The 24720-nt window shown below is 69.8% G+C and carries 21 protein-coding genes; 11 read left to right on the top strand and 10 right to left on the bottom strand.

The window, feature by feature from the left end:
- The first annotated feature begins 29 nt into the window (after window positions 1-29).
- From OHB00_RS24735 to OHB00_RS24720, 4 genes are all read left to right on the top strand, one after another.
- Window positions 30-3083, top strand: a complete 3054-nt coding sequence (locus tag OHB00_RS24735; RefSeq protein ID WP_406437658.1) for a lantibiotic dehydratase — start codon at window positions 30-32, stop codon at window positions 3081-3083.
- A complete protein-coding gene (locus tag OHB00_RS24730; RefSeq protein WP_406437657.1) occupies window positions 3080-4255 on the top strand; it encodes a lanthionine synthetase C family protein in 1176 nt (391 codons plus the stop codon). Before OHB00_RS24735 ends, OHB00_RS24730 begins: the two co-directional genes overlap by 4 nt.
- 87 nt (window positions 4256-4342) lie before the next feature.
- Window positions 4343-5566: a methyltransferase, FxLD system gene (gene fxlM / locus OHB00_RS24725; protein ID WP_406437655.1), complete on the top strand. Its 1224-nt coding sequence runs from the start codon at window positions 4343-4345 to the stop codon at window positions 5564-5566.
- Between the two features lie 251 nt (window positions 5567-5817).
- The gene (locus tag OHB00_RS24720) at window positions 5818-6738 is read left to right on the top strand and encodes a DUF4238 domain-containing protein (RefSeq protein ID WP_406437653.1); all 921 of its coding nucleotides are present in this window, start codon (window positions 5818-5820) and stop codon (window positions 6736-6738) included.
- 120 nt (window positions 6739-6858) lie between these two features.
- On the opposite strand, the gene haaN is transcribed toward OHB00_RS24720, so the two are convergent.
- From haaN to OHB00_RS24690, 6 genes are all read right to left on the bottom strand, one after another.
- Window positions 6859-7338: a cyclophane-containing RiPP N-acetyltransferase HaaN gene (haaN, locus tag OHB00_RS24715; RefSeq protein WP_406437651.1), complete on the bottom strand. Its 480-nt coding sequence runs from the start codon at window positions 7336-7338 to the stop codon at window positions 6859-6861.
- A gap of 92 nt (window positions 7339-7430) precedes the next feature.
- Window positions 7431-8591, bottom strand: a complete 1161-nt coding sequence (locus OHB00_RS24710) for an FxsB family cyclophane-forming radical SAM/SPASM peptide maturase (RefSeq protein WP_406437650.1) — start codon at window positions 8589-8591, stop codon at window positions 7431-7433.
- A gap of 13 nt (window positions 8592-8604) precedes the next feature.
- Window positions 8605-8808: a HaaA family cyclophane-containing RiPP peptide gene (gene haaA, locus OHB00_RS24705; RefSeq protein WP_393794232.1), complete on the bottom strand. Its 204-nt coding sequence runs from the start codon at window positions 8806-8808 to the stop codon at window positions 8605-8607.
- A gap of 127 nt (window positions 8809-8935) precedes the next feature.
- Window positions 8936-11704: a cyclophane-containing RiPP biosynthesis TPR protein HaaT gene (gene haaT / locus OHB00_RS24700; RefSeq protein WP_406437648.1), complete on the bottom strand. Its 2769-nt coding sequence runs from the start codon at window positions 11702-11704 to the stop codon at window positions 8936-8938.
- A 591-nt stretch (window positions 11705-12295) separates the two neighbouring features.
- Window positions 12296-12847, bottom strand: coding sequence for an ImmA/IrrE family metallo-endopeptidase (locus OHB00_RS24695; RefSeq protein ID WP_369223967.1), 552 nt, complete (start codon window positions 12845-12847; stop codon window positions 12296-12298).
- Window positions 12844-13377: a helix-turn-helix domain-containing protein gene (locus OHB00_RS24690; RefSeq protein WP_406437645.1), complete on the bottom strand. Its 534-nt coding sequence runs from the start codon at window positions 13375-13377 to the stop codon at window positions 12844-12846. Before OHB00_RS24690 ends, OHB00_RS24695 begins: the two co-directional genes overlap by 4 nt.
- A 137-nt stretch (window positions 13378-13514) precedes the next feature.
- Between OHB00_RS24690 and OHB00_RS24685 the strand changes: the two genes are divergently transcribed.
- From OHB00_RS24685 to OHB00_RS24670, 4 genes are read left to right on the top strand one after another with little or no spacing between them, the layout of a single operon-like run.
- Entirely contained in the window at window positions 13515-13778 is a 264-nt protein-coding gene (locus OHB00_RS24685; RefSeq protein ID WP_393794229.1) for a hypothetical protein, read from the top strand.
- Window positions 13779-13793: 15 nt separating this feature from the next.
- Window positions 13794-14237 carry a hypothetical protein gene (locus tag OHB00_RS24680; protein ID WP_406437643.1) on the top strand — a complete coding sequence of 148 codons (444 nt, stop codon included), beginning with the start codon at window positions 13794-13796 and terminating at the stop codon, window positions 14235-14237.
- The gene (locus OHB00_RS24675) at window positions 14234-14734 is read left to right on the top strand and encodes a hypothetical protein (protein WP_406437641.1); all 501 of its coding nucleotides are present in this window, start codon (window positions 14234-14236) and stop codon (window positions 14732-14734) included. The genes OHB00_RS24680 and OHB00_RS24675 overlap by 4 nt, the downstream gene beginning before the upstream one ends.
- Window positions 14724-16205, top strand: a complete 1482-nt coding sequence (locus OHB00_RS24670; protein WP_406437639.1) for a ThiF family adenylyltransferase — start codon at window positions 14724-14726, stop codon at window positions 16203-16205. Before OHB00_RS24675 ends, OHB00_RS24670 begins: the two co-directional genes overlap by 11 nt.
- Before the next feature lie 130 nt (window positions 16206-16335).
- Here the strand turns inward: OHB00_RS24670 and OHB00_RS24665 are convergent, their stop codons facing one another.
- The 4 genes from OHB00_RS24665 to OHB00_RS24650 form a co-directional block, all read right to left on the bottom strand.
- Window positions 16336-18060, bottom strand: coding sequence for a relaxase/mobilization nuclease domain-containing protein (locus OHB00_RS24665; RefSeq protein WP_406437637.1), 1725 nt, complete (start codon window positions 18058-18060; stop codon window positions 16336-16338).
- On the bottom strand, window positions 18057-18686 hold the full coding sequence (locus OHB00_RS24660; protein ID WP_406437636.1) for a plasmid mobilization protein: 630 nt from the start codon (window positions 18684-18686) through the stop codon (window positions 18057-18059). Before OHB00_RS24660 ends, OHB00_RS24665 begins: the two co-directional genes overlap by 4 nt.
- A gap of 123 nt (window positions 18687-18809) precedes the next feature.
- Window positions 18810-19763 carry a DUF2637 domain-containing protein gene (locus OHB00_RS24655; RefSeq protein WP_406437634.1) on the bottom strand — a complete coding sequence of 318 codons (954 nt, stop codon included), beginning with the start codon at window positions 19761-19763 and terminating at the stop codon, window positions 18810-18812.
- Window positions 19764-20137: 374 nt separating this feature from the next.
- Complete coding sequence (locus OHB00_RS24650; protein ID WP_406437632.1) at window positions 20138-21664, bottom strand: DnaB-like helicase N-terminal domain-containing protein; 1527 nt, start codon at window positions 21662-21664, stop codon at window positions 20138-20140.
- Between the two features lie 330 nt (window positions 21665-21994).
- Between OHB00_RS24650 and OHB00_RS24645 the strand changes: the two genes are divergently transcribed.
- From OHB00_RS24645 to OHB00_RS24635, 3 genes are all read left to right on the top strand, one after another.
- Window positions 21995-22519 (top strand): helix-turn-helix domain-containing protein, encoded by a 525-nt coding sequence (locus OHB00_RS24645; protein WP_406437630.1) that lies wholly within the window; start codon window positions 21995-21997, stop codon window positions 22517-22519.
- 123 nt (window positions 22520-22642) lie between these two features.
- Window positions 22643-22942 carry a helix-turn-helix domain-containing protein gene (locus OHB00_RS24640; RefSeq protein ID WP_261678392.1) on the top strand — a complete coding sequence of 100 codons (300 nt, stop codon included), beginning with the start codon at window positions 22643-22645 and terminating at the stop codon, window positions 22940-22942.
- A 10-nt stretch (window positions 22943-22952) separates the two neighbouring features.
- Complete coding sequence (locus OHB00_RS24635) at window positions 22953-24719, top strand: tyrosine-type recombinase/integrase (protein ID WP_406437627.1); 1767 nt, start codon at window positions 22953-22955, stop codon at window positions 24717-24719.
- Window position 24720: the final 1 nt, after the last annotated feature.

The raw sequence follows: 24720 nt of genomic DNA, 5'->3' as shown, positions 1-24720 counted from the left end.
GTCACAGCACTATGGCGGAGGCACTGGAAATGGGAAGTGACGGAAAGCTCTACCAGCACACGGGCACGGCCCTGCTCCGGGCCGCCGCGATGCCGTTGACGAGCCTGCCGGGATGGTGGCCCGATCCGGCCGACACGGACGCCTGCCGCAGATGGCTGAAGCAGGTGTGGGCCGACGAGCGGTTCGCCGACGCCGTCCGGCAGACGAGTGGTGACCTCGCCACGCGGGTCGACGCGATCCGCGCGGGGCAGCCGGCACGTCCCAAGCAGGTCCGGCGCGCCGCCCTGGCCACCGTCCGCTACGCGCTGCGAGCCACCGGGCGGTCGACCCCGTTCGGCCTTTTCGCCGGGGTGGCACCGGCCAGCGTGGGTTCCACACCGCACGCGAGATGGGGAGACGCGCACCGGGCCGTGGCGCGGGTGGACACCGAGTGGCTGGACGACGTCGTCGCTCGTCTGGAGGCGTGCCCCGACCTGCTGGAGCGCCTGGACGTGGTCCTGAACAACCTGGCGGCACGCCGAGGCGGACGCCTGCACGTCCCGCACGGTGGACCGATGGGGGCCACTGTCCGGCGCACCAGCGCGGTCCGCTGGATTGAGGACCTCGCGCGCGAGCCGGTCCGCTTCGCCGCCCTCGCCGAGCAGTTGGCCTCCGCCTTTCCCCGAACCGAGCAACGCCACATCACCACACTGCTCGGCACGCTGGTGCGCGAGAAGTTCCTGATCACCAGCCTGCGCTCTCCGATGACCGACACCGATCCGCTGTGCCACCTGATCGAGCGGCTGCACGGCGTGGACGCGGGTACGGTGCCCGAGGTCGCGCAGGTCCTACACGAACTGGAAGCGGTGCGACGCGCCGTGCACGAGCACAACCGGCTTCCCGCGAACCACCAAGCGCCCCAACGGGAGGCGCTGACGCCGCTCTTGCGTCGGCTCTCCGGCGCGGGCCGAAGTCCTCTCGCCATCGACCTGCGGCTGGACGCCGACGTACGGATTCCCGAGAGCGTCGCGCGCGAGATGGAGCGGGCCGCCGATGCGCTGCTGCGGTTGACGCGCCGACCGGCGGGCCAGGGTGTGTGGAAGGAGTACCAAGTCGCGTTCTGGGAGCGGTACGGCACCGGCACGCTGGTGCCGGTGAAGGAGGTCGTCGACCCGGCGGCCGGGCTCGGCTACCCGGCCGAATACCCCGGCAGCCGCATGACCCCGCCGCCACCAGTGGTCTCCGAGCGGGACGAGCGGCTGCTGGCCCTGGCCTGGCAGGCACTGGCCGACGGCGGCAGGGAGATCGTCCTCACCGACGACCTGATCGACAGCCTGACCGACGAGACGATGGCCACGCGGGAGGCGCCGCCCCACGTGGAGATGTGCGCGCGCCTGCACGCCGACAGTCTGCCCGCGCTGGAACGCGGGGACTTCACGCTCACCGTGACGCCGGCCCGCGCCGCAGGAACGCTCACGTCCCGGTTCTCACCAGTCGCCACCGGCTCGGGACTCGACAAGATCTACCGCCAGGTCCCCGCGAGCGTCGAAAACGCGCTGACCGCGCAACTCTCCTTCCCGCCCCTGTACCCGCACACCGAGAACGTCGCCCGTATACCCGCCTATCTCCCGCACGTGATCCCGTTGGGTGAACACCGCGGCGCTGCCGACACTGCGCCGACGCTCATCGGGGTCGACGACCTCGCGGTCACTGCCACGCACACCCGCCTGCACATGGTCAGCATCTCCCGCCGTTGCGTCGTGGATCCGCAGGTCTTCCACGCCATGGCCCTGGACAAGCAACCTCCTCCCCTGGCCCGGTTCCTGGCGCACCTGACCCGCGCCTTCGGCCCCGCCTGGACCGGCTTCGACTGGGGTCCGCACGGCGCACGGCTGCCGTTCCTGCCACGCGTCCGCTACGGGCGAGTGATCCTCTCTCCTGGCCGCTGGAACCTGAGCGCCGACGACCTCCCAGGCCGAGGTACGGATACCCAGGAGTGGGCGGATGCCCTCGGCCGCTGGCGGAAGCGGTGGCACTGCCACGATGCCGTCGAGCTGCGGGAGGACGACCGCACACGGCGACTGAGGCTCGACGTGCCCGCCCATGTCGCCGTCCTGCGCGCCCACCTGGCCCGGGAAGGCCAGGCCGTGCTCACCGAGGCGCCGCCCGAGGAGAGCTACGGCTGGATCGGCGGCCACGTCCACGAGATCGCCTTGCCGATGACCAGCACCAGCCCGCCGGCCCCTGACCCGCTCTGCGGCCCCCTCCCCATGCTCACCAACAGCACCCTCGGGCCCGTACCGGGGTCGGTGTGGGCACCCTGGCTGAACGCCAAGATCTACACGCACCCCGACCAGTTCGAGGAGCTGATCGCCACCCACCTCGCGCGGCTCATGGGCCAGCTCCAGGGCGCACCCGAGTGGTGGTTCGTCCGCTATCGCACCCTGCACGACCCCGACCACCTGCGCCTGCGCATCCGCACCCGGAGCCCCGGGCAGTACTCCGCCCACACCGAGCTCGTCGCCCGATGGGCCGCCGGGCTGCGCCACGAGGGGCTCAGCAGCAGGCTCGTGTTCGACACGTACACCCCGGAGATCGGCCGCTACGGCCCCGGCGCCGCCCTGCGCGGGGCGGAGGCGGTGTTCACGGCCGACTCGGCCTACTCCCTCGCCGTCCTGCGGGGCCTGGGAGCCGACGGCGTCGACGGACGCGCGCTGGCCGCGGCCGGCATGGCGGACATCGCCTGCGGTCTGCTCGGTCCGGACGAGGGCATGCGTTGGCTGGCCAACCGCCCCGCTCCTCCGGCCCGAGTCGAGCGAGGCGTCAGAGACCAGACCATCGAACTCGTTCGCCACACCACGCCCCGCGCCCGCGGCTGGGGCGAAGCGCTCGCACATGCGTGGCACCGCCGCGCCGTGGCCCTGACGCTGTATCGCGAGCACCTCGCCGAGGACATGGACCTCGACTCGGTTCTGGAGTCCCTGCTGCACATGCACCACAACCGCCTGCGCGGCCTGGACCGGGAGGACGAGCGGATCTGTCGTCGCCTGGCCCGTCAGTCCGCTCTCGCGTGGGCCGCCCGGGCGGGGGAGAGCCACTCATGAACCACGACGCGTCGCCCACACCCACCAGGCCCGGCTGGGGCCAGTCGCTGTACTCCGGAGCAGCGGGAGCCGCCCTGCTGCACGCCGTCAGGGCCCACACCGGCGAAGACGACACGGACGCGCTCCGGCCGTGGGCCGCCGCCATGGTCAAGGGCCCGATACAGGCCGCCCCGGAGGCATGCGGCCTGTACGAGGGCGCGCCAGCCGTCGCGTACGTCCTCAGCTTCACGCACACGGACACCGCCACCCGCGCCCTGGCGACCCTGGACGCACACCTCGCCGAGGTCACCCGCGACCGCCTCAAGCGGGCGAACGCCCGCATCGACCGCGGCGCGCCGCCCAGCCTGGGCGAGTACGACCTCATCAGCGGACTGACCGGCCTGGGGGCCTACCACCTGCACCGCGGTCACCGGACGGAACTACGAGACGTCCTCGCCTACCTGGTACGCCTGACTGAACCGATCACCATCGAGTCCCAGCTCCTGCCCGGCTGGTGGACCAGCGACAGCCCCGACCTGCGCCCGTCGCCGCGATGGCCCGGCGGACACGGCAACCTCGGTCTGGCCCACGGCATCAGTGGACCCCTCGCACTGCTGGCCACCGCCGTGCGCCACGGCCACACGGTGCCCGGACAGAAACGAGCCATCATCCGGATATGCGGCTGGCTCGACCAATGGCGCGACGGTACGGGCTCGCGCGCCTGGTGGCCGGGTCTGGTCACCCGGGCCGAACACCGACGCGGCGCTCTCCAGCACTCGGTACCGGGACGTCCGTCCTGGTGCTACGGCACCCCCGGCATCGCCCGCGCCCAACAACTCGCCGGCATCGCCCTCGGCGACCGGGACCGGCAACGCCGAGCCGAACAAGCCCTGGCCGGCTGCCTGGCCGACGACCAGCAACTCGCCCAGCTCACCGACGCATCCCTCTGCCACGGGTGGGCGGGGCTCGTACAGACCGCCTCCCGTACTGCCGCCGACGCCGTCGATGACGAACTCGCGGCGCATCTGCCCCGTCTGCGGGCCCGGCTCGACGAGCACCTCGACCACAGCGGACTGCCGGACGGCGTCGGCCTGATGGACGGTACGTCGGGCATTCATCTGGTCCGTCTCACCGACCGTGTCAACACGGCGACCACCGCCTCCTGGGACCGCTGCCTGCTGCTGGCGGGATGACGTGCGTGAACCGCACCCCGCACCAGATCACCTGAGTACGATCTGCCCCTGCCGTACGCACGGCCGGGCACCTTCCGGAAGGACGCGATGAACACCACCTCCGGCGCCTCTCCCGAGGACCTGCGCAACCGCCTGGTCGACGCCATCCTGCAGCAGGAGGTCTCTGGCCTCCGCGACGCACGCGTCGAAAGCGCAATGCGGGCCGTACCGCGCCACGCCTTCCTCCCCGGCGCGCCGCTCCACGAGGCGTATGCCAACAAGAGCGTGACTATCAAGGAGAACCCCGACGAGGACGCACTCCCGCTGAGCTGCGCCTCCCAGCCCGACGTCGTGCACTTCATGCTGGTCCAGCTCGCTGTCCGCGAAGGCGACCACGTCTTCGAGATCGGGGCCGGCACCGGCTACAACGCCGCCCTGCTGAAGCACCTCACCGGGAAATCCGGACAGGTCACCACATGCGACATCGCCCCCGACGTGACGGCCTACGCCCGCCGGATGCTGGACGCGAACGGGTACGCCGAGGTACGCGTGGTCACGAGGGACGGCGCCCTCGGCGCCCCGGAGTTCGGCCCCTACGACCGAATGATCGCGGCGGTCGGCATGTGGGACCTTCCCGGAGCCTGGTGGGACCAGCTCGCCGTCGGCGGACGCCTCGTGGTTCCGCTGCGATGGCGAGGGCTGTCCAGGTCCGTGGCGTTCCGACGGGAGAAGGACCGGATGCGGTCCGACTCCGTCAGGATGTGCGGTTTCCTCCCGGTGATCGGCCAGGACGGCGAGCGGAACGGCTACATCGACGACAACCGATTCGTCAGGCTCTACTGGGACGAGGACCAGTCGATCGCCCTGGACGTCCTGCGCGACGCGCTCACCCAACCGAAGTCGGTCGCTTGGACCGATGCGACCGTCGGACCCGTCGAGTCGTTCGACGGCGTTTGGCTGCGGTTGAGCGCCACGGAGCGAGCGACTTGCCGCATCACCGTCAAGCCTGAAGCGATGGAGGCCGGTCTCCACCGCCCCGCCTCACCCGCCCTGAGCCCCGCCCTTGTTGAGGGAAACTCCATCGCGTACCTCACCCTGGAGCGGACCGCCGAAGATGCGGGGGGAGAGCCCCGATTCCGGCTGGGAGCCGTCGGCTACGGCCCGGCCGGCGCCGATCTCGCCCAGCGGATCTGCGCGCAGATCCGCGCCTGGAGCCCTGCCCGGACCGTCGAACCAGTGGTCACGGCCTACCCCGCAGACACACCGGACAGCGATCTCGCCGACGGAGCCTTGATCCCCCGGCCCTCCGTGCGGATCGTCATCGCCTACTGATCCTGACGCAGGTGGGCGTGGCCGTTGGCAGGTGCGGCCGCGCGCACCGAACGAGACCAGAGCGGCGCTGGAGGACGGTGGTCAGCCTTGGGCGTGGTTCGCCTCGCAGTCGGAACACCGCCGCACGGTCCGTCGCCTTGGATCGCCTGGGGTGGCGTTCGCTGGAAACGCTGAATGGCTTACTGTGCCGACACCAGGCGAATGTGTTCCGGGTCGCCAGGAGCGCCAGGGGCACCGCTACAGTCCCCCATATGCCGCCGCACCCGGTCAGACACCACTTTGTCCCCCAGTTCCTGCTCAAGTACTTCGCCGGACAAGGCGGACAGCTGTACGTGCACCAATGGGCCAGCGGACGTGCCTTCCAAAGGAATGTGAAAGAGACAGGTCAGCGCAAGTACGGGCATTCGATCTACCGGCCTGGGCAAGATCCCGACCACTCGTCGATGGAAGCCGCCATGGGCGACATCGAAGGAGAGGCTGCCACCGTCGTCAAGGAGCTCGTGCAACGCCGTGAACGTGCCGTGTCCGAGCATGCCCGAGAGGCTCTGGCCTGGTTGCTGGCCCTGCAATGGCAGCGCAGCCGCTTCCTACGGCACGTGGTCAACCAGTCCGTAGGCGTCGACGACTACGACCTGGACGAGGAAGAAGTCCAATCCAGCATGATGCGCCTGATCGCCCGGTCGGTGATCTGGCCATGGCAGGCACGCAACGACGAGGACGCCCACTACAAGGACCAGTGGAACCACCTGGTGTCGCTCCTGCTATACAGCGGCATGCACTGGGCGTGCTACCGGCCACGCGGCGGCGGCCTGATCGTCAGCGACAATCCTCTGTGCATGTCAGGGATCGTGGGCCCCACGCCGCCGGGCATACCTCCGGGCTTCTTCGATCACGGCGTCGGCATTGGCTTCTCCAACTTCCGGAGGATCACGGTGCCGCTCGGCAACAGCCTCGCCCTCATCATTTCCCGTGACCCGAACGAGGTCTCCCGCCTGGATGTGGCCGCCATCAACCGGTTCACCGTGTTCAATAGCCGGGAGTTCGTGGCGCACTCCCCTCAGTGGAGGCAGACCCACCCCAAGCTCGCACGGGAGCTGCCTCACCTGCTGCGGCGGCAACAACTGGTCGCGCCAGCATTCCTCCAGGGCTACAAGCCCGGATCCACCGCGTAAGGCAAGCCAGCCCCGCCCGTGACCGCCCTCTCAACGGCACCGAGTTTTCCGTGTTGCGGAACGCTGGCTCATCACCCGATCAGTGGCCACGTTGAAAACGCTCACGGTCTCGTATCACCTTCACGCGGTGCCGGAGTCGACCCGGTAGACGATCTTCCCTTCGGACTCGCTGAACCCGAGTGCCTCGTAGAAGGCCGGTGCGCCTGGGTTGTCGCGGTCAGCCATCCATTCCACCCGGCTGCACCCGGGGCGCGCGGCGGCCAAGGCGCGGAGTTCGCCCATGAGGCGAGCACCGATGCCCTGCCGACGCAGGGTGCCGCGGACGTAGAGCTCCTTCAGGAACAGGGAGTGCGAGGAGCCGGCGGCCGGCCATAGGTAGGAATAGGCGGCGAGACCCACGATGTCCCCGGCCTCGTCCTCGACGAGCAGGGCGGACGCGAGCGGTGGCGCACCGAAGAGGGCTTCTTCCACCTGGAGGCGGCGCTCGTCGATCGGCTGGATATCTGTGTCGGCCGCTCCGTAGTACCGCTCGATCTCTTCGATCAGCTCGGCCAAAGCCGGGACGTCCCGCTTCTCCGCGGGACGGATCGTCACGGTCATCGGCGCCTCCTGTCCTTCCTCGATTGCTTCGATGTCTGCTGCATTCGCTCTTTCCAACGCGTGATCCTCTCCTTGCTGTACGGCACATGCGCCTACGGCGACGCCGCAGCCCGCGCGTATGGGTTCCAGCCGTGCTGCCGCAGGGAGCCCTGCACGTGTCGGATGACGTACTCCAGGTCCGCGCAGTAGACAGACGGGTTCCGGTAGCTCTGGGCTTCGCTGAAGCGGTGTGGGAGGTAGCCACCGCCGCACACGTCCACGAGTGGGCAGGCGCGGCACTGTTCGGCGAGCGCATCCTTGCCATGCTGCCGGTGCAGCAGCTTCGGATGCGACAGAGCTTCGTCGAATGAGTGGCGCAGGACGTCGAGCCCGAGCCAGGAGGCGCCCTCCTCGACCGACCGCAGGGTGTCCACCGCTTCGATGGAGCCGTCGGACTCGATCACGACGCTCGTCGGCGGGGCCAGTCCGAGAGTCTCCACCGAGCCGCGCACGCCAGAGCTGAGGGCCACGATGTCCTCCAGCATCCGGACGCTGTGCCCGTACTCGGGCCGGGCGAGCCAGGCGTCGTAAACCCTGCTCATCCACAGCCCGTACTCGGGCACGCTGGGGTCGGCGCGGTGCGGCGGGTCGTCGTGAGTCGCGTGCGGCAGACCGAAGTCGATCACTGGAGGTTCGAACGCCGCCAGGTAGTCGTGAACCTCCACGGGATCGTTGGCGAGGTCCACGACGGCAAGCAGTCCCGCGAACAGGTGAGGCCGCGACCGCAAGAGTTCGATGCCGTGCACGGCGGAGGCGGCGCTCGACCGCCCGGCGTGGGTCAGCCGGTGCCGGTCGTTCGCCCGCGGCGGTCCGTCGAGGCTGACGCCTACCGCGACCTCGTACCGCTCGAAGAGGTCCAGCCACGCTCCGGACAGAAGAGTCCCGTTCGTCTGGAGCTCGAAGAGCACCCGGGTCCCGGTCGGCGCACCGTCCCGAACGGCCTCCAGTAGCTCGGCCATGTGCTGGACGCCAGCAAGAAGTGGCTCTCCGCCGTGCAGGACGACGTGGATGGTTCGAAGACCATGTGTGGAGGCGTGCTCACCGATCCGCCGGGCCGCAGCTCGGGCCACAGCGAGGTCCATCCGGGCGGGCAGGCGCCGCGCCGCCTGGTCCCTGGAGTTGAAGACGAAGCAGTAGTCGCAGTCGATGTTGCAGCGGTTGGCGACCTTGAGGATGAACGTCCGGAAAGGAACGGGGCCTTCGGGTTCTGTCATCGAGCAGATGCGCCTACAGCGGCCAGGGCCAGATGAGCGAAGCCGCGTGGGCACCGTCACCGAACCGGCCCGTCGCGCCCTCCTCTGCCTCAAGCCGTTGCCGGACGCGGGCGGCCACGCGGTCCAGGACGGCCGTGCCAGCCGCCGTCGGCTCTGCGGACGCCGTGCCAACGGGCGTGATGGTGCGTAGCTCGGTGACGGACGTGGGTGACGGCATTCAACGCTCCTCGTGAGGAACGTGCCAGAGGCGGCACGGTGCGACGGGGTTGAAGCGACAGATCAGCCGGAAACGTAGCATCCGCAACCACCCACCCGGCACTGGGAATTCGGCCACATGGTCGGCCTCAGCCGGACCGCGGCACCAGCAACCGCTCGATATCGTCCACGGCTGCGCTAACTCCCAACCGCCGGTACACCGTCAGGGCGGCTCGCAGCGAGCCCACACCGTGACCAGGACCGTCAACCGTCCAGTCGCAGCGACCGATGCCCTCCAGCGCCCGCGCCTCCTCCAGCGGGCAGCGGATGTCCCGCGCGAGTGTGAGGGCCTGATCGAAGTGCCGGCGGGCGGCCGTCGGTTCATCGGAGGTGAACAGCAGCATCCCCCAGTGGTTCAGCACCTCCGCCTCGCCGCACCGGTCGCCCAGGCCCCGCAGGATCTCCACACCGCGTTGGAACGCCTCGATCGCGGCGTCGCGCTCACCGACGATGCCGCGCGCCGCGCCCAGCTCGCTCAGCGAGGCGGCCTCACCCCCGTGGCTGCCGAGCTCACGGTAGGCGTCCAGGGCCTCCTCCAGAAGCCGGATCGCCTCTGCCGCATCCCCGGAAACACGGTCCACGACCCCAAGGTGGCGGACGCTGGTCGCTTGGCCGAACCGTTCACCGAGCTCGGTGAAGTGCGTCAGGGCCTGGCTGTGTGCCGTCCGCGCTCCTTCAATGTCTCCGGTCTGCCGTCGGACGACGCCCATCTCGTTCAGCGCGTAAGCCTGGTGCGTGCGGTCGTCCAGCTCCAGGTAGATGTCGAACGCCTCCTGGTGATGCCGTGCGGCCAGGTCGTACGCGCCCATGAGGCAGTGCACGACGCCCAGGTCGCGCAGGGAGTTTGCCTCCCCGTACCGGTCGCCGAGTCCTCGGTAGATCGTCAGGGCCTCGCTCTGTGCCTCCACAGCGGCGTCGAACCGGCTCATCTGCCGATGTGTCATGCCGAGATCGGCGAGCGCGTTCGCCTGTCCGAGCCGATAGCCCAGCTCTCGATAGAGGACGAGAGCCTCCGTCTGGGCGCGGGCCGCGTCCTCGTTTTCGGCGGTCAGGTACCAGACGATGCCCAGCTGGTTGAGTGCGTCCGCCTTGCCGCGCCGTTCGTCGACCGCTTCGTACGCCGTCACGGCGTCGCCGAGGGACTCGATCGCCTGCGGGTAGGCAGCCATGAAGCGGCGCACGACACCGAGTTCGGCGAGAGCGTCACCGCGGGCCCGCTGGTCGCCGGCTTGGCGGGCGGCCTCGGAGGCGGTCCGATGGAGCCCGACGGCCTGGTCCCAGGGACCGGCCTGGCGCAGGAAGGGAGCCATGGCCGCCGCGAGCCGGACGACGAGGTCGTACAGGGCGAGGCCGTTTGCCCGCCGGACACAGGCGAGGATGTTGGCCCGCTCGGTCTCCAGCCAGCTCATAGCGTCCGCCCGCGACTCCAGGGCCGGAGTCTCCACCCGCGAGACGCCGTCCGGCGCCGGTGGCACTACCGCACCACTGCGCCCGATGTGCCCGTTTACGACGGCGAGAGCGGCCAGGTAGTAGGTGCACACACGCTGTACGGCCTGTACGTGGTCCATGCTGTCCCCCTCGGTGGCGAGACCGCGAGCGTAGTCACGGAGGAGATCGTGCAGCCGGTAGCGACTCCCCGGTTGCTCGTCGATCAGGTGGTCGTCGTAGAGCGCTTCGAGGTGCCCACGAGCCACCACGACCGATACCTCACCAAGAGCCGCGCCGACCTGCGGGTCGAGATCGCTGCCGGGGAAGAAACCGAGCCGCTGGAAGAAGCGCTGCCGCTCCGGCGCCAGGTCCCGATAGGAGAGATCGAACGTCGCGGTGACGGCGCGCTCCCCGGCCCGCAGCTCTCCCAGCCGGTCCCGCGCCGCCAACAGCCGCCCGCGCAGGTCCTCCGCGGTCCAGGACGGATGATGCCGCAGCCGTGCCGCGAGCAGAGACACCCCCAACGGCAGGCACCCGCACAGCCGGACCAGCTCGTCCACCACATCCCGGTCCAGCGCATCGGCCGGCCGCCCGCTGAGCCGCACGAAGAGATCGACCGCGTGATCCGGCGGCAGCGCGTCCACCGACATGACCACCTCCTCGTTCGCCACCAGTCGCTTGCGGCTGGTCACCAACACCAGGCACCCGCTCCCACCAGGGAGCAGCGGCTCCAGCTGCCGATAGCTGGCCGCGTTGTCGAGAATCAGCAGCGCCTTCTTGTCCGCGAGTCTGCTCCGCCACATGGCGGCCCGGGCCTCCGTGACCGCTCCGACGTCGTCTCCGACGGGTATCTGCTGTGTCGGCACGCCGGCGGCCGCAAGAAGAGAGGCGAGCGCCTCGCCGGCCTGCACCGGAGTGCGACCCGGCGTGTACCCGTTGAGATTCACGAAGAGCTGCCCGTCGGGGAACCGCTCGGAGAGCAGGTGGCCGGCGTGCACGGCGAAAGTGGTCTTCCCGACACCCGGCATCCCGTCGATCACGTGAACGGGCAGCCCCTCGCCCTGCTCCTGTGAGGCCCGCACCGAGCCCACCAGCAGCTCCAGCTCCGCGGTACGGTCGGTGAACGCTGCGGTGTCGCGTGGCAGCGAACGCAGTACTTGGGCGGCCCCCGGCGGCCCCGTTCCATCCTCCGGCCTCGCGGATGGCGCGGGAGGCCGAGACTCGGAAAGCCCGGCGAGTAGAGCCGTCATCCCCGCCATCGCCACGCCTAACACGACGAACGAGAGCCAGGCGTGCGCCTGTAACCACCCCAGCCAGCCGGGCCACCGTGACTCATTGGACACGGCGTTCGTGACGAGCCCGACCAGCAGCGTGGTCACAGCGCCGCCTCCGGCGACGACGGCGATCGCGATCCCGCGCCGGAGTCTCATACCCGGGCCCCAGCGGCCGGGGGAGCGACCGGTTCCCCCGCGGTGCCGCTGATGAGACACCACGCACCGCCAACCGACCTGGTCACGAAGGCCACCCCCGAGTCCGACGCCCCAACTTTCCTAACGGAACAGCCCTCGTAGACCTTGGTCAAGGGCGCGTCTGAGCCACCGCGTGCACCGCGAAGGCCGCTGGCGATCAGGGGCAGGAGCTGCGAGGGCGCGGCTCGCTTCTTCAGGTAAGCCTGTTCATGTAGGACTTCAGGTCGAGTGTCACCCAGCGGCGCTACAACCTGCGGTTGTGCCTGGTGTCTCACGTGGTGTCCCGGCTACGTAGCCTCCCGGTCGTATCCGAATCTTCGGATCCGACGGCACCGCTGGGCAGTGTGGTCCGCTACCACTACGGGTGAGCCGGGCAGGCTGGCGGGCGAGGCTCCCGGCGGAGCGGGCGAAGGGAGCTCGTCCTCGCACCCCGAGCGTGTACGTCGTCCAAGCTGGCCTCGGCAGTCGTTGAGACCGGCGGGCGCGTGGGGGAATCGAGCACCAACGTCCCGGCGGTAAGGGGCAGACCGACAGCGCCTACTTCCGGCACCGTCAGCGGCCTCGGACCTGTTTGGCCACCCCAGTGGTGTTGTACCGGTACCGGGCCATCTCCTCGGTCACCCCGTAGTGCTCAGCGATTTGCACCGGCCCCCACTGGCGGCGGACTGCGCCGAGCAGCAGGGGGCGGGGAAGCATGAGTGTTCCGCCAAAGGCAGTGGCTTGTTCTTCCTCGTCGGGGCGGCAGGTCCTGAATGGCATGCCATTGACTTCGCGGATCTCGGTCAGGTCATGCTTCAGGACGAGGTGGGAGAGCTCGTGGGCCACGTCGCTGGCCCTGCGACCCGCTGTTCGGAGCGGGTTGGTGACGACGATGTTCCTGCCGGAGACCTGGAAGGTCGCGGCGGAGAAGGCGTACGCCTGGACCCGTTCGAGTTCTTCGAGGCGGGTGCGGCTGACGAGCTTCTCGGCGCTGACGATCTTGACCTTGAGGTGGTCGGCGAGGTCGTCGACGTTCAGGGCATCGGTGTCGCCGAGGTCGAGTTCGCGGCGCAGTCGGAGGGCTTCTCGTTCGGCGTTGGCCTTGAAGCCTCGGGGGAGGGTCACAGTTCGCCTGCTTCGACGAGTCGTTCGAGTTCGGTGTTCATGTCGGTGAGCAGGTCGGCGAGCCGCTGAGGGACACCAGGGCGCAACACCGAGGCAGCCCGGAGGTGGCAGGCAAGGGCGGGTACGGCGGGGACCGCCTCCTGCGCTAGGGCGTCGTAGAGGTCGCGCAGAACGGAGCTGATCTTGTTCGCCGCGTCGTCGGTGAGTCGAGGGTCTGCGTGGAGGTGGGTGATGGCCTGATCGAGGGGCGAGATCTGGCGGGTGGCGGTCGAGGTGAAGAAGCGGCTCGGGGAGACGCCGAGCCAGGCGCAGAGGCGGGTGAAGGTGGCGAGGTCGGGCTGGGCGCCGGCCTCGACCCGGGTGAGGGTGCTGAAGCTGACGCCCGCTTCGGCGGCGGCCTGCCGGAGGGAGAGGGGGCCGCGGTGTTCCTTCAGGAGGCGTCCGAGTTCGGCGATGTCGAACTGCTCGACAGCGTCCAGTCCGGTCGTCTCGGGGTCCGGGAGGGGGAGCTGGCTCCGGTCGGGGCTCATACGGGCAGCGTAACGCGCAGCAATACGGCGATGAAGCTTGACTGCATCGACCCGAGGTGATCACACTGGACTCACTGACGCTTTGCTGAATCAGCAGGGTGCTCCCGTACCACCCTCGAACGACCTAGGAGATCGGCATGCCCCAGCCCCAAGAGATCAAGATCACGGTGACCTCCGCCCTCGCCGAGCACCCCTACCAGCACGACTACGCCCCGCAGGTGACCACCGCGAGCGTCCTGTCCGACACCCTCACCGCCTTCGGCTTCGCCAGCGACGGCACCACCCGCTACTACCTGTTCCACGACGGGCACGAGATCCCGCCCGAGGCAACGGTGGGCGAACTGGCCGGGCACGCCCAGGCCCTGCACCTGAAGCTGCGCACCGAGACCACCAACGGCTAGAACCGGGAGTCAGTCGTGGATCTCGAAAGCCGTCTGCGGCTGGCGGGCGACGTCCCGGCGGTCGAGGAGTTCCTCTCCTCGACCGCCGGCCGCCTCCACCACCGCGACCAGGACCCCGACGGCCTGTTCTGGGCCGAGGTGCAACCGAACAACGGTGAGCGCGCAGCGTTCATCGCACGGATCGAGTGGACGGTCTACCCGGACCGGCCGCCCTCCCTTGTCTTCGCCGAGTCGATCGGCGCATCCGGAGTCGGAGCGCCCAGTGTCTGGCCGGGAGCGGATGGCTACCGCTACGGCTCCAACGATGTGTGCAAGCCGTTCACCGCCGAAGGCCAGAAGCTCCACCCCGAGTGGAGCAGCGGGCCGCACTCCTGGCGGAGCACCGGCAATCCCTTCCTGTACGTGGTGGAGAACGTGCAGGACGACATCGATCGCATTGACGGGAGGCGCGCCGCATGACCACCGACACGAGGAAGCTGGTGCTGCCCGCCGGCGCGGTCGACCCGGTGCTCCAGGAGATTCAGCGTCACGGGCTGGCAGACCAGGAGACCGGCGCGCTGCTGCTGACCGGGCAGTCGGACATGCACGTGCTGGTCGTGGCGGTAGCCGGGACGGTGGGGATCGTGCGGGAGCCGGACCTGTTCACGGTGAGCGCGGTCGCGTACGACCGGCTGTTTACCTTCGCCGAGGAACGGTCCTACCGGGTGCGGGCGATGATCCACTCGCACCCCGAGGAGGCATTCCTGTCGCGGACCGACCGCACGTACTCGCTGCGGGTGCCAAGGTTCATCAGCGCTGTCGTCCCGACCTACGCGGCGCCGCCCGCCGACCCGGTGTCGTGGGGGTGGTGGCGTTTCGAGCAGGACTGGGTGCCCTGCACCGCTCCGGTTGTCGACCCGGCGCTGCCCCCGGTGCGCACGGTGGTGTTCGACGAGGAGGGTGTCCGTGAGTACTGACTACAGCCGCAGCGTACGCCTGGGCGGCCTGGCCGCCGGCGTAGAAGAGACCACCTTGCGGGAGCGGATGGAGGGCATCCTGATCCACCTGACCGCGGACGGGCACCTGCCCGCGGCCGCCGAGACTCTAGAAGTGCTGGTGGCGGACCTGCGCCGGTGGCCGGTCCGGCTGAGTCTGGGCCCCGGCCGCGGACCGGGACGGCTCGACGACGAACTCATCCGCAGGCTGGTGGAAACGGCGACCGGGATCGATCCGGACCGGCCGCTTCGCATCGGCGAGGCCCAGGACAAGGCGCAGCTGCATCTGCACGTGGGAACCGCACCACCGCTGGGTACTGCGGTGGCCGGTGCGCCGGACGGGCACGGGGTCCGTCTGCGGCACACCGGTCATCCTTTCCCCCGGCTCAACGCGCCCGGCACCGGGCTGGGCGCGGTCCTCACTGCAGCGATGCTGGCCGGCGAGGCGTTCAAGGTCGTTGCCGGGCTGCCGGAGGGGAAGTTCCAGGTGACCCCGGTGGTGGACTTCTGCCCCGTCCTCCCCGGTGAGCAACCCGGGATCGTCGTCGCCCCGCTGCCCGCGCTGGAGCAGGTGCTGCTGGGCGGGGGCGGTGCAATCGGCACCGGCATTGCCCTGATCCTGGACCTGCTGCAGGTCTCCGGCGAGTTGACGGTGGTGGACAGAGAGGTCTTCGAGAAACCGAACGTCACCTCGTACAGCATCGGTACCCTGGCCGACGCGGCTGCGGGCCTGCCGAAGGTGCGGTTGATCAATGCACGCCTACGGCGGATCGAGGTGACCCCGTTTCACGGGACGATCCAGGATTCCATCGAGGCCATCGATGCGGGCACCCTTCCGTGGCCCCGGATCGTCCTCGGCGGGCTGGACAGCGTCGAGGCCCGGCACGACCTGCAGCGGCTGCAGGCCGATCTCACCCTGGACGGCAGCACCGGCGGCCCGGTCGGCACCACTGTCGCCCTGCACGAGGCACTGCCCACCGGCCCCTGCCTGCGCTGCTACTTCAAGGCCAACCACACCGGGAAGAGCGCGGAGCAGCGACTGCATGAACTGACCGGGCTCCCGCTTTCTCGAATCGCCCGCGGGCAGGAGCCCCTGACCGAACGGGACCTGGAAAGCCTGGACAATCAACAGCGGGAACTCGTCAGGCAGTTCCTCGGACGGCCGGTGTGCGGGCTGATCAACTCGGCTGAGCTGACCGGTAGAGCGGACGACGGGTTCCGTCCTTCGGCCGCGTTCGTGGCCCAGCAGGCCGCTTGCCTGGTCGTCGGCGCCTGGATCGCACGTAGCACGGGCCTGGTCAGCGGACCTCCACGACGCATCGAGTACGACACCCGCTTCGGCCCCCGGCCCGACGAGATGATCGACCACCGGCTTCCCACCCCTGGGTGCGTGTGCAAAAAGGACACTGCTCGCATCAACTTCGTCCGAGAAACCCGACGCACCCGCCGTTGATGCCCGGTTGGAGGTGGCAGCAAGGAGCGGAGTGTGCAGGTGGTGACGGGCCCGACCACGGTGCGGTCGGGCCCGTCATCTGTTTACCGGGAGCTATTCAGGCACCCTCAATGCGTTCGTCGTGCCGTGATCAACGGCGCCGTGCCCGCGATGCCGGTGATATCGGCATTGTCTGCGCGGCAGACGTGTGATCGTTGGGGCGGTTGGCCCGGGTGGCTTCCTGGGCTGGGGCGTACAACGGGAGATCCACGGTGCGGCGTAGACGCCAGACGAGAACGTCGCTGACGGAATCGGCGGTGTCCAGTTCCCGGCCGGCGGCGGCCTCGGCGAGCAGAGCGCGGGGATTGTGGCCGGCGCGTTCGGCGTCGGCGAGGGTTGCGGCCAGGGCGTCCCAACCGGGCTCGGCCAGGGCGGTCTCTGCTAGCTCGGGCAGGGCGGCGCGCACGGTGGTGGCGTGGTGGCGGCGCAGGGACGGGACGATACGGCGGCCACGTTCGCGCAGCACGGCGAGGGGCTCGGCGGCTGCCTGGTGATAGGCGCCCCGCAGGTGCTCGGCGGCCCGGCGCGCGGCCTCGGCCTGCTGGGCGTGCTGACGCTGGGCGTGCCAGTGGGCGGCGGCGATGGCGAGGAAGACCAGCGTGGCCAGGACCATCGCGGTGCTGGCCCCGTCCTCGCCCCGGCTGAAAGCGGGCCCGCTGTAGACCAGGTCGCGGGCCGCCCGGCGCAGGTCTTGCGCGTGGCGGAACTCGGCTCGGGTATGCGAGCGGGAGGCCCGCTCGAACTCCCAGGCCGCCCGGCGTAGTTCGTCACGAGTGTGCAGTGCCGAGGTCTTGGCGAGAGCGTCGAGGACCTCGCCGGTGGCGGAAATCTGGGCGGCAGCTGCGCCATCGTCACCGCTGCGGTCGAGGACGAGCAGTGCTGCCCAGGCCGCGCGAGCGGTGGTGCGCCGTGCCACGGCGGGTGCCGAGGGCGCGGTGGGGCGTTCCGGCCGCTGGCTGTCGGTGGTCCCCGGTGAGGCGGAGTCGGTGGTGAAGCGTGCCTGGATGCGGGGCAGGGACAGGTCGGGGGCGAGCGTGGAACCGGCGTAGAAGATCGGCTCCTTCTCCCTGTTGCGGTCACCGGGCAAGGCGACCGTGTAGCCCTTCAGGTCGCCGGAGGGCAGCACTTTGGTGCGCACGAGAAGCCCGGCGTCCTTGAGTCGTTCGAGGAACTCGTCCGTGGAGGCGGCACCGGCCACCGCGCGACGCACGGTCTCGCGCAGTTCCTCGCGCGCGGCGCGGTCCCAGCCCAGGCGTTCGGCCTTGTGTTGCTCGGCGCTGGTGGTGCGCTTGGCGGCGGTGCCGTCCCCGGGGGTGACGCGGTGGAGGTCGTAGTCGGCTTCGATGAGGCGGGCTTCGGCCTGGGCGCGTTTGCCGGAGCGGTGGTGGTCGGGACGGCGGCCGTCTTCGCGGACGAGGGTGGCGATGATGTGGATGTGGTCGTCGGCGTGGCGGACGGCGGCCCAGCGGCAGCCCGCGCCGTCGCGGGGGTCGATGCCGGTGGCCGCGACGATGCGGCGGGCGATGTCGGCCCACTGGTCGTCGGTCAGGACCGGGTCGTCGGGGGCGGCGCGCACCGAGCAGTGCCACACGTGCTTCTCGGGTCGCTGGTCTGCGTCGAGCAGATGGAGGGGCTGGTCGAGGAGGTGAGCGAGGTCCTTCTTCGTCGCCGAGGGGTCGCGGCCCGGGTCGGGGGCCATGTGGTCGAAGGAGGCGACCAGGTGAGGGTCGACGTGCTCCTCGTGCGTGCCCTTGCCGTAGAGGTAGTGGAGCAGGCCGAGGGTGCTGCTGCCCTGCCGGTGGATGCTGGGGATCAAGCCGCCTCACTCTCCTCGCGGTTGGCCGTCCGGTCGACTGCCTTCTTCGTGGCGTTGGCCGCGCGGTGGATGTCGGCGAGCACTTCCTTGAGGTAGGGCACATCGCCACCGGAGTTGAGCGCCTTGGCCACCTGGTTGAGGTTGCTGCCGGCCCAGCCGAGCTGACGGCGCATGGCGAACAGCTCGGTGAGCACATCGCGTTCGGTAGCGATGGTGGCGGCGGTGCGGGACTGGTCGCGGGCGGCGGCAAGAGCGGAGTGGGCGAGGAAGCCGGCCATACTCATGCCGACGGCATCGGCGCCTGCCTGGATGAGGGCGTGCTCGTGATCGCTGAGGCGGACGCTCTGAGCGGGACGCTGCTTCTTCGCGCGCGGACGCGCCTTTCCCTTGATCGTGGTCCGGCGTACACGGCCGGCCTTTCCCGGCTGCGATCCGCCCTCGGTCGCAGCCTCCCCGTCCGGCGCCCCCTGGCGCCGGACGGGCCCCGCCACCCCCGGGGCGGGTTCGGGTTCGGGCGCTCCCCCTACGGGGGAGTGTCCGAACCTCCAACTTGCTGGGCTGTCTGGGGCCGGAGTGGTGGTTGTCACCTGCTGGGTGGAGGGTGTTTCGCGGTGCGGGTCGTGCATGGATCGGTTCTCCGTGGGGTGCTGGTGCCGGGTGCTTCGCTGTGCGCGGCCCCGCGCCCTGTGCTGTTCTGCGCGGGGCACGGGGGCTCCGGAGGGGTGAGGCGATCGGTGCGTTTGCGTCGATCAGGTGGTGCCTACGGGGGCTGTGTCGAGTTCCCTCTGCCGCTCCGAGGTGGCTTCGTTGAGTCCGTCGAGAGACTCGGCCTGGCCAGTGCGCTCGGCCTGCAGTTGGTCGCGCAGGGCGCGGGCACGGTTCTGGCCGATCCGTAGTGCGCTGCGCAGGCGCTCGGCGCTCAGCCGGTCATCGCTCCAGTCGGCGGTCAGACGCCGGGCCTCGTCGAGGACTTCGGCGTCGGTGCGCGTGCGGTCGGCGGTCGACTTTGCCGTGGCGGGGACCCGACCGGTCGCCCGACGCGGCGCGGCTCCGGTCGACTTCGCCGCGGTGGCCGACCGGGGCGGTCGGGGAGTGGGAACCGACTCGTCGGCCACCGTCGGCCTCGTCACGGGCGCCTTGGCGCCCTTCACGGAGGTCGACTCGATCAGCTGCTCGGGGGACGATGCGACCTGGTCAGACCTCGACCGTGCGGCCTGCTCGTCAGCTTGCTGACTCCCCGACTCGGTACAAGCTGCTTCGGCAGACTCAACCGACTCGGGGTTGTGGTGCAGCACCTTCGCCACGAGGTCCGACCCGAAGTAGATCGACCCGACCGGGAGCGAGGTCCCCAGCAGGACAAGGGCCCAGTTCGCAGGGGCCCAGTCGGCCAGCCTGCCCCACTGGATCGACGTGGTGTGCAGGGCTGGCATGAGGCCGTGCACGTAGTTCAGCAGGAGGCTGGCGATCGTGTAGGTCGCCAGGACCCGCAGCGCGAACGTCCGGTCGGTACCGGTCAGCACGAGCGTGGCGACCAGCGCGAGGGCCATCAGCCCGTCGACGACGATCGGGTACAGCAGGGCGGCGGTGGAGTCGGCGCCGATGGCACGGGCCACGTCGGACAGCGCGTTCCACGAGACCCGGAAGGCCATGAGGACGACGGCCAACAGGCCGACGACGAGGGTGATGCGTCCCAGACGGTTCACGCGTCAACCCCCAGAGGGTGTGAGTGCGCGGCGGGCGGGAGCAGGACGATGCCGGAGCGGATGTTGCGGCTGCCGCGTATGGCTGCCGGGGTGCTCGGGGCAGGGAAGTGCAAGGGCGGGCTCCAGGGCGGGGGAAGTGAGGCTGTGGTGCCGGGGTGAGGGGCGTTCACGGAGGGAGCGTTCACGCGGGCCCCCTTCTAAAGGGGGCCCCGCGCGTGATCGCTTGGGTGCGTGTACGGCGTGGACGCCCCCGTGATCGCTTGACCTGCGGTTTTACGGTGAGCGTGTGCGCTGTGAGCGGTTCACGGCAGTGCCTGTGCGCGAGGGCCGCGTGTACGGTCGCGTGATCGCTCCGCGCGGGTACCGGTGAGGGTTTAGCCGACGGCGGTGAGGTGGCGTGCGGAGGCGTAGTAGCGGGTCTGCTGCCCGCCTCCGGCTCCGCCGGCGACGCCGTCGGCCTTGGTGGCCAGGCCGCTGTCGACGAGGCGGGCGAGGTGGCGGCGTGCCTTCTCCACGTCGGCGCGTTCGGGGTCGCCGCCGATCAGGATGGCTGCCAGGTCGCGGGCGGTCAGGCCGCCTGGGGCGTTGCGGAGCAGGACGGCGGGGTCCTTGCTGGGGTCGACCGTGGTGGTGCCGCGCACGTGGTCGTGGGTGACGTCGAGCGGGCCGATCTCCCCGGTGGGGGTCTTGAGGTGGTGCAGGGTGACGGCGGGGTCGCCTGCCCGGCCGGTGACGAACAGGACGCTGCCTGCGCCGGCGGTGATCCAGGTGGAGCCGTAGACCTGGTCCAGGCTGGGGCGTTGGCCGCGCGGGGCGTCGGCGGTGGCCTTGCGCTGGTGGTGCAGCTCCAGGATCTCCACGCCGCCTCGCAGGGCGCGCATGCGGGCGTTGTGGAAGGCGACCGCGAGGCTGTCGTCGACCATCGTACTGACGGCGTCCTTGAGGCTGTCGATCACGATGGTGTCGGCCCGGTGGGCTGCGGCGAGGTCGGCGAGGAGGTCGGGTTCCTTGTCGAGGGTGGCGGGCAGCGGGCCCTCCCAGACGACGAGTCCCTCGCGCAGGATCTTCTCGTCGCTGGGGAAGACGCGGCGGTCCATGGCCCGGGCGATCTGCCGGGGCCGATCCATGGCCAGGTAGAGAATCCGCCTGCTCGGGGCGACCGGCATCTCCAGGACCGTCTCCTGCAACCCGAGGCGGGCGAAGACCACCTGGTGGGCCAGGGTGGTCTTGCCGACCCCGGGCGCGCCGACGATCATCAGGCTCTCGCCCGGCGCCCAGACGGTCTTCTCGCGAGTCCCCCACAAAGGCTCGGCGTCCGCGCCGGTCTCTTTGACGAAGGACCATCCGTCGGTGGCGAAGCGGTTCAGACGGCCTTGTCCCGAGGCGAGGGCACGCTCGCGCTCGGCCCGCATCTCCGCTTCGACCTCGCTGCGTATCGCCTCGGGGTCGGCGCCGGGCTCCTGGGCGCGTTGGACGGTGCGGACCGCCGAGGCGAGCAGGCGACGGAGGTTCGCCTTTTCCCGGATGATCTCCGCGTGGTGCTCCGCGCTGCCGCTGCCGTAGTGCACGTCGGCGAGCTGGTGCAGATAGACGGCGCCGCCGACGCGCTGCAGGTCCCCTTGCTGCTGGAGCAGCTCGGTCAGGACGATCGGGTCGGTCGGCTTGTCCTCGCGGCGCTGGGCGAGCAGTGCGCGCCAGATCGTCTCGTGCGCAGGCCGGTAGAAGGCGTCCTCGCCGAGTATGGGCCGGACAGCGTCGATCACGTCCGCGCTGTGCATGCAGGCGCCTAGGACCGCACGCTCGGCATCGATGTTGAACGGGGCGTGGAGTATGTCCGTCGGCGGCTCGGCGTCGGTGGAGGGGGATGGCGGCTGTGGGGTCAGGGGCGTACCCTGAGGCATGAAGCTCCTCTCCTGCAGGGCCATGTGGGACGGCAATCCCGGCCAGGCAGGTTGATCGCTAGGGATGGCGGTTGCAGAGGTTTGCGCTTTGAACCCCTCGGCGTTGCGCCGAGGGGTTTTTTGCGTGGGGGTCTCCGGTCGGTGTCTGGGCAGGACTACCAGGATGCCACATGACCTGCAAAATGCAATGCACCTATGCGTGATGCAGAGAGTGTCGATGATCACTGACTATGCATGATGCATTGATGCCCTGCGAAAGGCAGAGCATGTGCTACAGTTTTGGTTCCCTGCGTATTGCAGGGGTGTCCTGCGATAGGAAGGATGGGGTGGATGGCAGACGACGAGACCCCCCGGGGGATCTTGCTCAGCGGCGAGGAGAACGCCGCTGTACGGATCAAGCTCGAACGCGAGCGGCGCGGCTGGAGCACGACCGCCCTGTCGGACCGCCTGAACGAGGCCGGCTTCGATATGAACCCGTCCGCGGTCTGGCGAATCGAGAACCGCAAGCGACGCATCAATCTCGATGAGGCGATCGGGTTCGCCGAGATCTTCGGGGTCGACCTCCGAAACCTTGCTGGCCCTCCGCAGCTCGCTGCGAAGGGCCGCGCCATGGAACTCATCGACAAGGTCGTCGCCGCCCACCAGGAAACCCAGCGCGCCCAGCACGTGTTCACCCGCGCTCGCGACGACTTCGACGCCTACATCGCTGAACACCCCGACATCCGCGAAGAGGCGGAAGTGATGGTCTCCAACGCCATCGCCGAAAGCCTCATGAAGATGAACGCGGAGATCTACGGGCCCCCGCCCGACACGCAATCCGACCCTGAACATGCGGACTCGGCTCCCGACGCGTAGCGCCTCCGCCACCTGACCTGGGCCCCGCAAACCCCCAGGCACGGAACCCACTGCACACATCCCGAGATCAACCGGCCAGGCCGGGGTTGCCGCCCCACCGCCTGCCAGGAAACGGACTTCTCCTTGCCCGAAAACGCTCTGCCCGTCACCCAGATTGCCCAGCTTCTCGGCGTCTCCGAGACTGAGCTGCGCGCTCTGATGAACCAGCGCGACGCCTCCCACGGCGATGCCACCCTCGTCGGACTCACCGTCGCCGAAGCCGCACGGCGGATCGGCATCGGCCGCACCAAGCTGTACGAGTACGTCTCCTCCGGCGAGATCTCCTCCGTGAAGATCGGCCGACTGCGCCGCATACCCGCCGAGGCGTTGAACGACTTCCTAGCCAGGCGCCCCGACTCGGCGGACTACACGACCGCGGCTTGAAGGGGGCGGAATGACCAAGCCCCCGAAGTCCCGCCAGCCCAATGGTGCCTCCACCATCTTCCTCGGCAAGGATGGCCGCTGGCACGGCTACGTCAGTGTCGGCGTCAAAGACGACGGCAGCCCGGACCGCCGCCACGTCAGCCGCAAGACCCGCCCCGAGATCACCAAGGCCGTACGCGACCTGGAGAAGCAGCGTGACTCCACGGGCGTCCGTAAGGCTGGTCAGACCTGGACGGTCGAGTCCTGGCTGATCCACTGGGCGGAGAAAATCGCCGCGCCCAACGTCGGTGAGAACACCATCGACGGCTACCGCGTGGCGGTCTACCACCACCTCATACCCGGCCTGGGCGCCCACCGCCTGGAGAAGCTGGAGCCCGAGCACCTGGAGCGCTTCTACCAGAGGATGCAGGCGAACGGCAGCGCCGCCGGCACTGCCCACCAGGTGCACCGCACGGCCAACACGGCACTCAACGAGGCCGTGCGTCGCCGTCACCTCTCCATCAACCCGGCCTCCATCGCCAAGGCCCCCAAGGTTGAAGAGGAGGAGGTCGAGCCGTACACCCTTGAGGAGATCCAGCGTCTCCTCCTCGAAGCGGGTAAGCACCGTAACCACGCTCGCTGGGTCATCGCGCTCGCGCTCGGTCTTCGTCAGGGCGAAGCTCTGGGGCTGAAGTGGGACGACGTGCACTTCGAGGAGGGCGTGCTCGTCGTGCGCCGGGGTCGCTTGCGGCCCCGCTACAAGCACGGCTGTGGCAACAAGTGCGGCCGCAAGCCCGGTTACTGCCCCCAGAAGATCAACACCCGACGCGAGACGAAGGACACCAAGACCCGCGCCGGCAAGCGTTCGATCGGCGTACCCGAGCAGTTGCTGACCCTGCTGCGACGGCACAAGGAGGAGCAGGACAGCGAGCGGACCCTTGCCCGTGACCTGTGGGTGGAGAAGGGGTACGTGTTCACCTCGCCGACCGGCGAGCCCCTCAACCCCAACACCGACCACCACAGGTGGAAGGATCTGCTGAAGGCCGCCGGCGTCCGAGAGGGCCGACTCCACGACGCCCGCCACACCGCCGCCACCGTGCTGCTGATCCTCGGCGTCCCCGAGGCGGTCGTCGACCGCATCATGGGCTGGGAGCCCGGCAAGTCCGCCCGGATGCGCCGCCGGTACCAGCACCTCACCGGCCAGGTGCTCCAGCAGACGGCAGCGAAGGTCGGCGCCCTGCTCTGGGGAACGGGGTCCTCTGTGCCCGCATCGGCCCCTGGAGGCCCCGTGCCCGGCCCGAGCCAGGATCCCGTCCCGGCGGGCCCGACGGTGTACGTCGCCCGACTCGGCGAACGCCTCATCCCGTTCCTGCACCGCGAGTACGCGGAGGCGGTGGCCGTGCAGTGGGGCGCTGACCATCCCAATCACGCGGCAGAGGTGGAGGAATGGGATCGGGAGAAGTGGGAGGACAAAGGCCCCGGCGGCGCGCGGGCCATCCGCGACAAGATGCCCGACCACCGGATCGTCCACCACGCCCTCGCGGTGTTCATCCCCGGCGGCGAGCGGCTCAACATCGGCCGCGAACCCCAATGGTCCGTTATGGCCTGGGAGTTCGAGCCCGACCTATACACGGACCTTCCGGTCCGCTGGCATACCACCTGCCGCCCCGGCCAGGAGGTCGAGGCCCAGGTGCGAGGCACGGACGAGGACGCCGTCGCTGCGGCCTACGCCGAGGCTTGTGCACAGGCTGTGGATCGCGCGAGGGACCCCCGCAAGTACGGCGATCTGGGCGGCTGAA

The organism is Streptomyces sp. NBC_00631, from assembly GCF_045206895.1.
Taxonomy (GTDB): Bacteria; Actinomycetota; Actinomycetes; order Streptomycetales; family Streptomycetaceae; genus Streptomyces.
This window is presented reverse-complemented; position numbering and strand designations above follow the sequence as displayed.

Coding starts and splice junctions, on each gene's coding strand:
- OHB00_RS24720 (WP_406437653.1), top strand. CDS start 5,818: ATGCCGCCGCACCCGGTCAGACACCACTTTGTCCCCCAGTTCCTGCTC.
- haaA (WP_393794232.1), bottom strand. CDS start 8,808: ATGCCGTCACCCACGTCCGTCACCGAGCTACGCACCATCACGCCCGTT.
- OHB00_RS24675 (WP_406437641.1), top strand. CDS start 14,234: ATGACCACCGACACGAGGAAGCTGGTGCTGCCCGCCGGCGCGGTCGAC.
- OHB00_RS24650 (WP_406437632.1), bottom strand. CDS start 21,664: ATGCCTCAGGGTACGCCCCTGACCCCACAGCCGCCATCCCCCTCCACC.
- OHB00_RS24635 (WP_406437627.1), top strand. CDS start 22,953: ATGACCAAGCCCCCGAAGTCCCGCCAGCCCAATGGTGCCTCCACCATC.
- OHB00_RS24645 (WP_406437630.1), top strand. CDS start 21,995: ATGGCAGACGACGAGACCCCCCGGGGGATCTTGCTCAGCGGCGAGGAG.
- haaT (WP_406437648.1), bottom strand. CDS start 11,704: ATGAGACTCCGGCGCGGGATCGCGATCGCCGTCGTCGCCGGAGGCGGC.
- fxlM (WP_406437655.1), top strand. CDS start 4,343: ATGAACACCACCTCCGGCGCCTCTCCCGAGGACCTGCGCAACCGCCTG.
- OHB00_RS24735 (WP_406437658.1), top strand. CDS start 30: ATGGGAAGTGACGGAAAGCTCTACCAGCACACGGGCACGGCCCTGCTC.
- OHB00_RS24660 (WP_406437636.1), bottom strand. CDS start 18,686: ATGCACGACCCGCACCGCGAAACACCCTCCACCCAGCAGGTGACAACC.
- OHB00_RS24710 (WP_406437650.1), bottom strand. CDS start 8,591: ATGACAGAACCCGAAGGCCCCGTTCCTTTCCGGACGTTCATCCTCAAG.
- haaN (WP_406437651.1), bottom strand. CDS start 7,338: ATGACCGTGACGATCCGTCCCGCGGAGAAGCGGGACGTCCCGGCTTTG.
- OHB00_RS24690 (WP_406437645.1), bottom strand. CDS start 13,377: ATGAGCCCCGACCGGAGCCAGCTCCCCCTCCCGGACCCCGAGACGACC.
- OHB00_RS24685 (WP_393794229.1), top strand. CDS start 13,515: ATGCCCCAGCCCCAAGAGATCAAGATCACGGTGACCTCCGCCCTCGCC.
- OHB00_RS24730 (WP_406437657.1), top strand. CDS start 3,080: ATGAACCACGACGCGTCGCCCACACCCACCAGGCCCGGCTGGGGCCAG.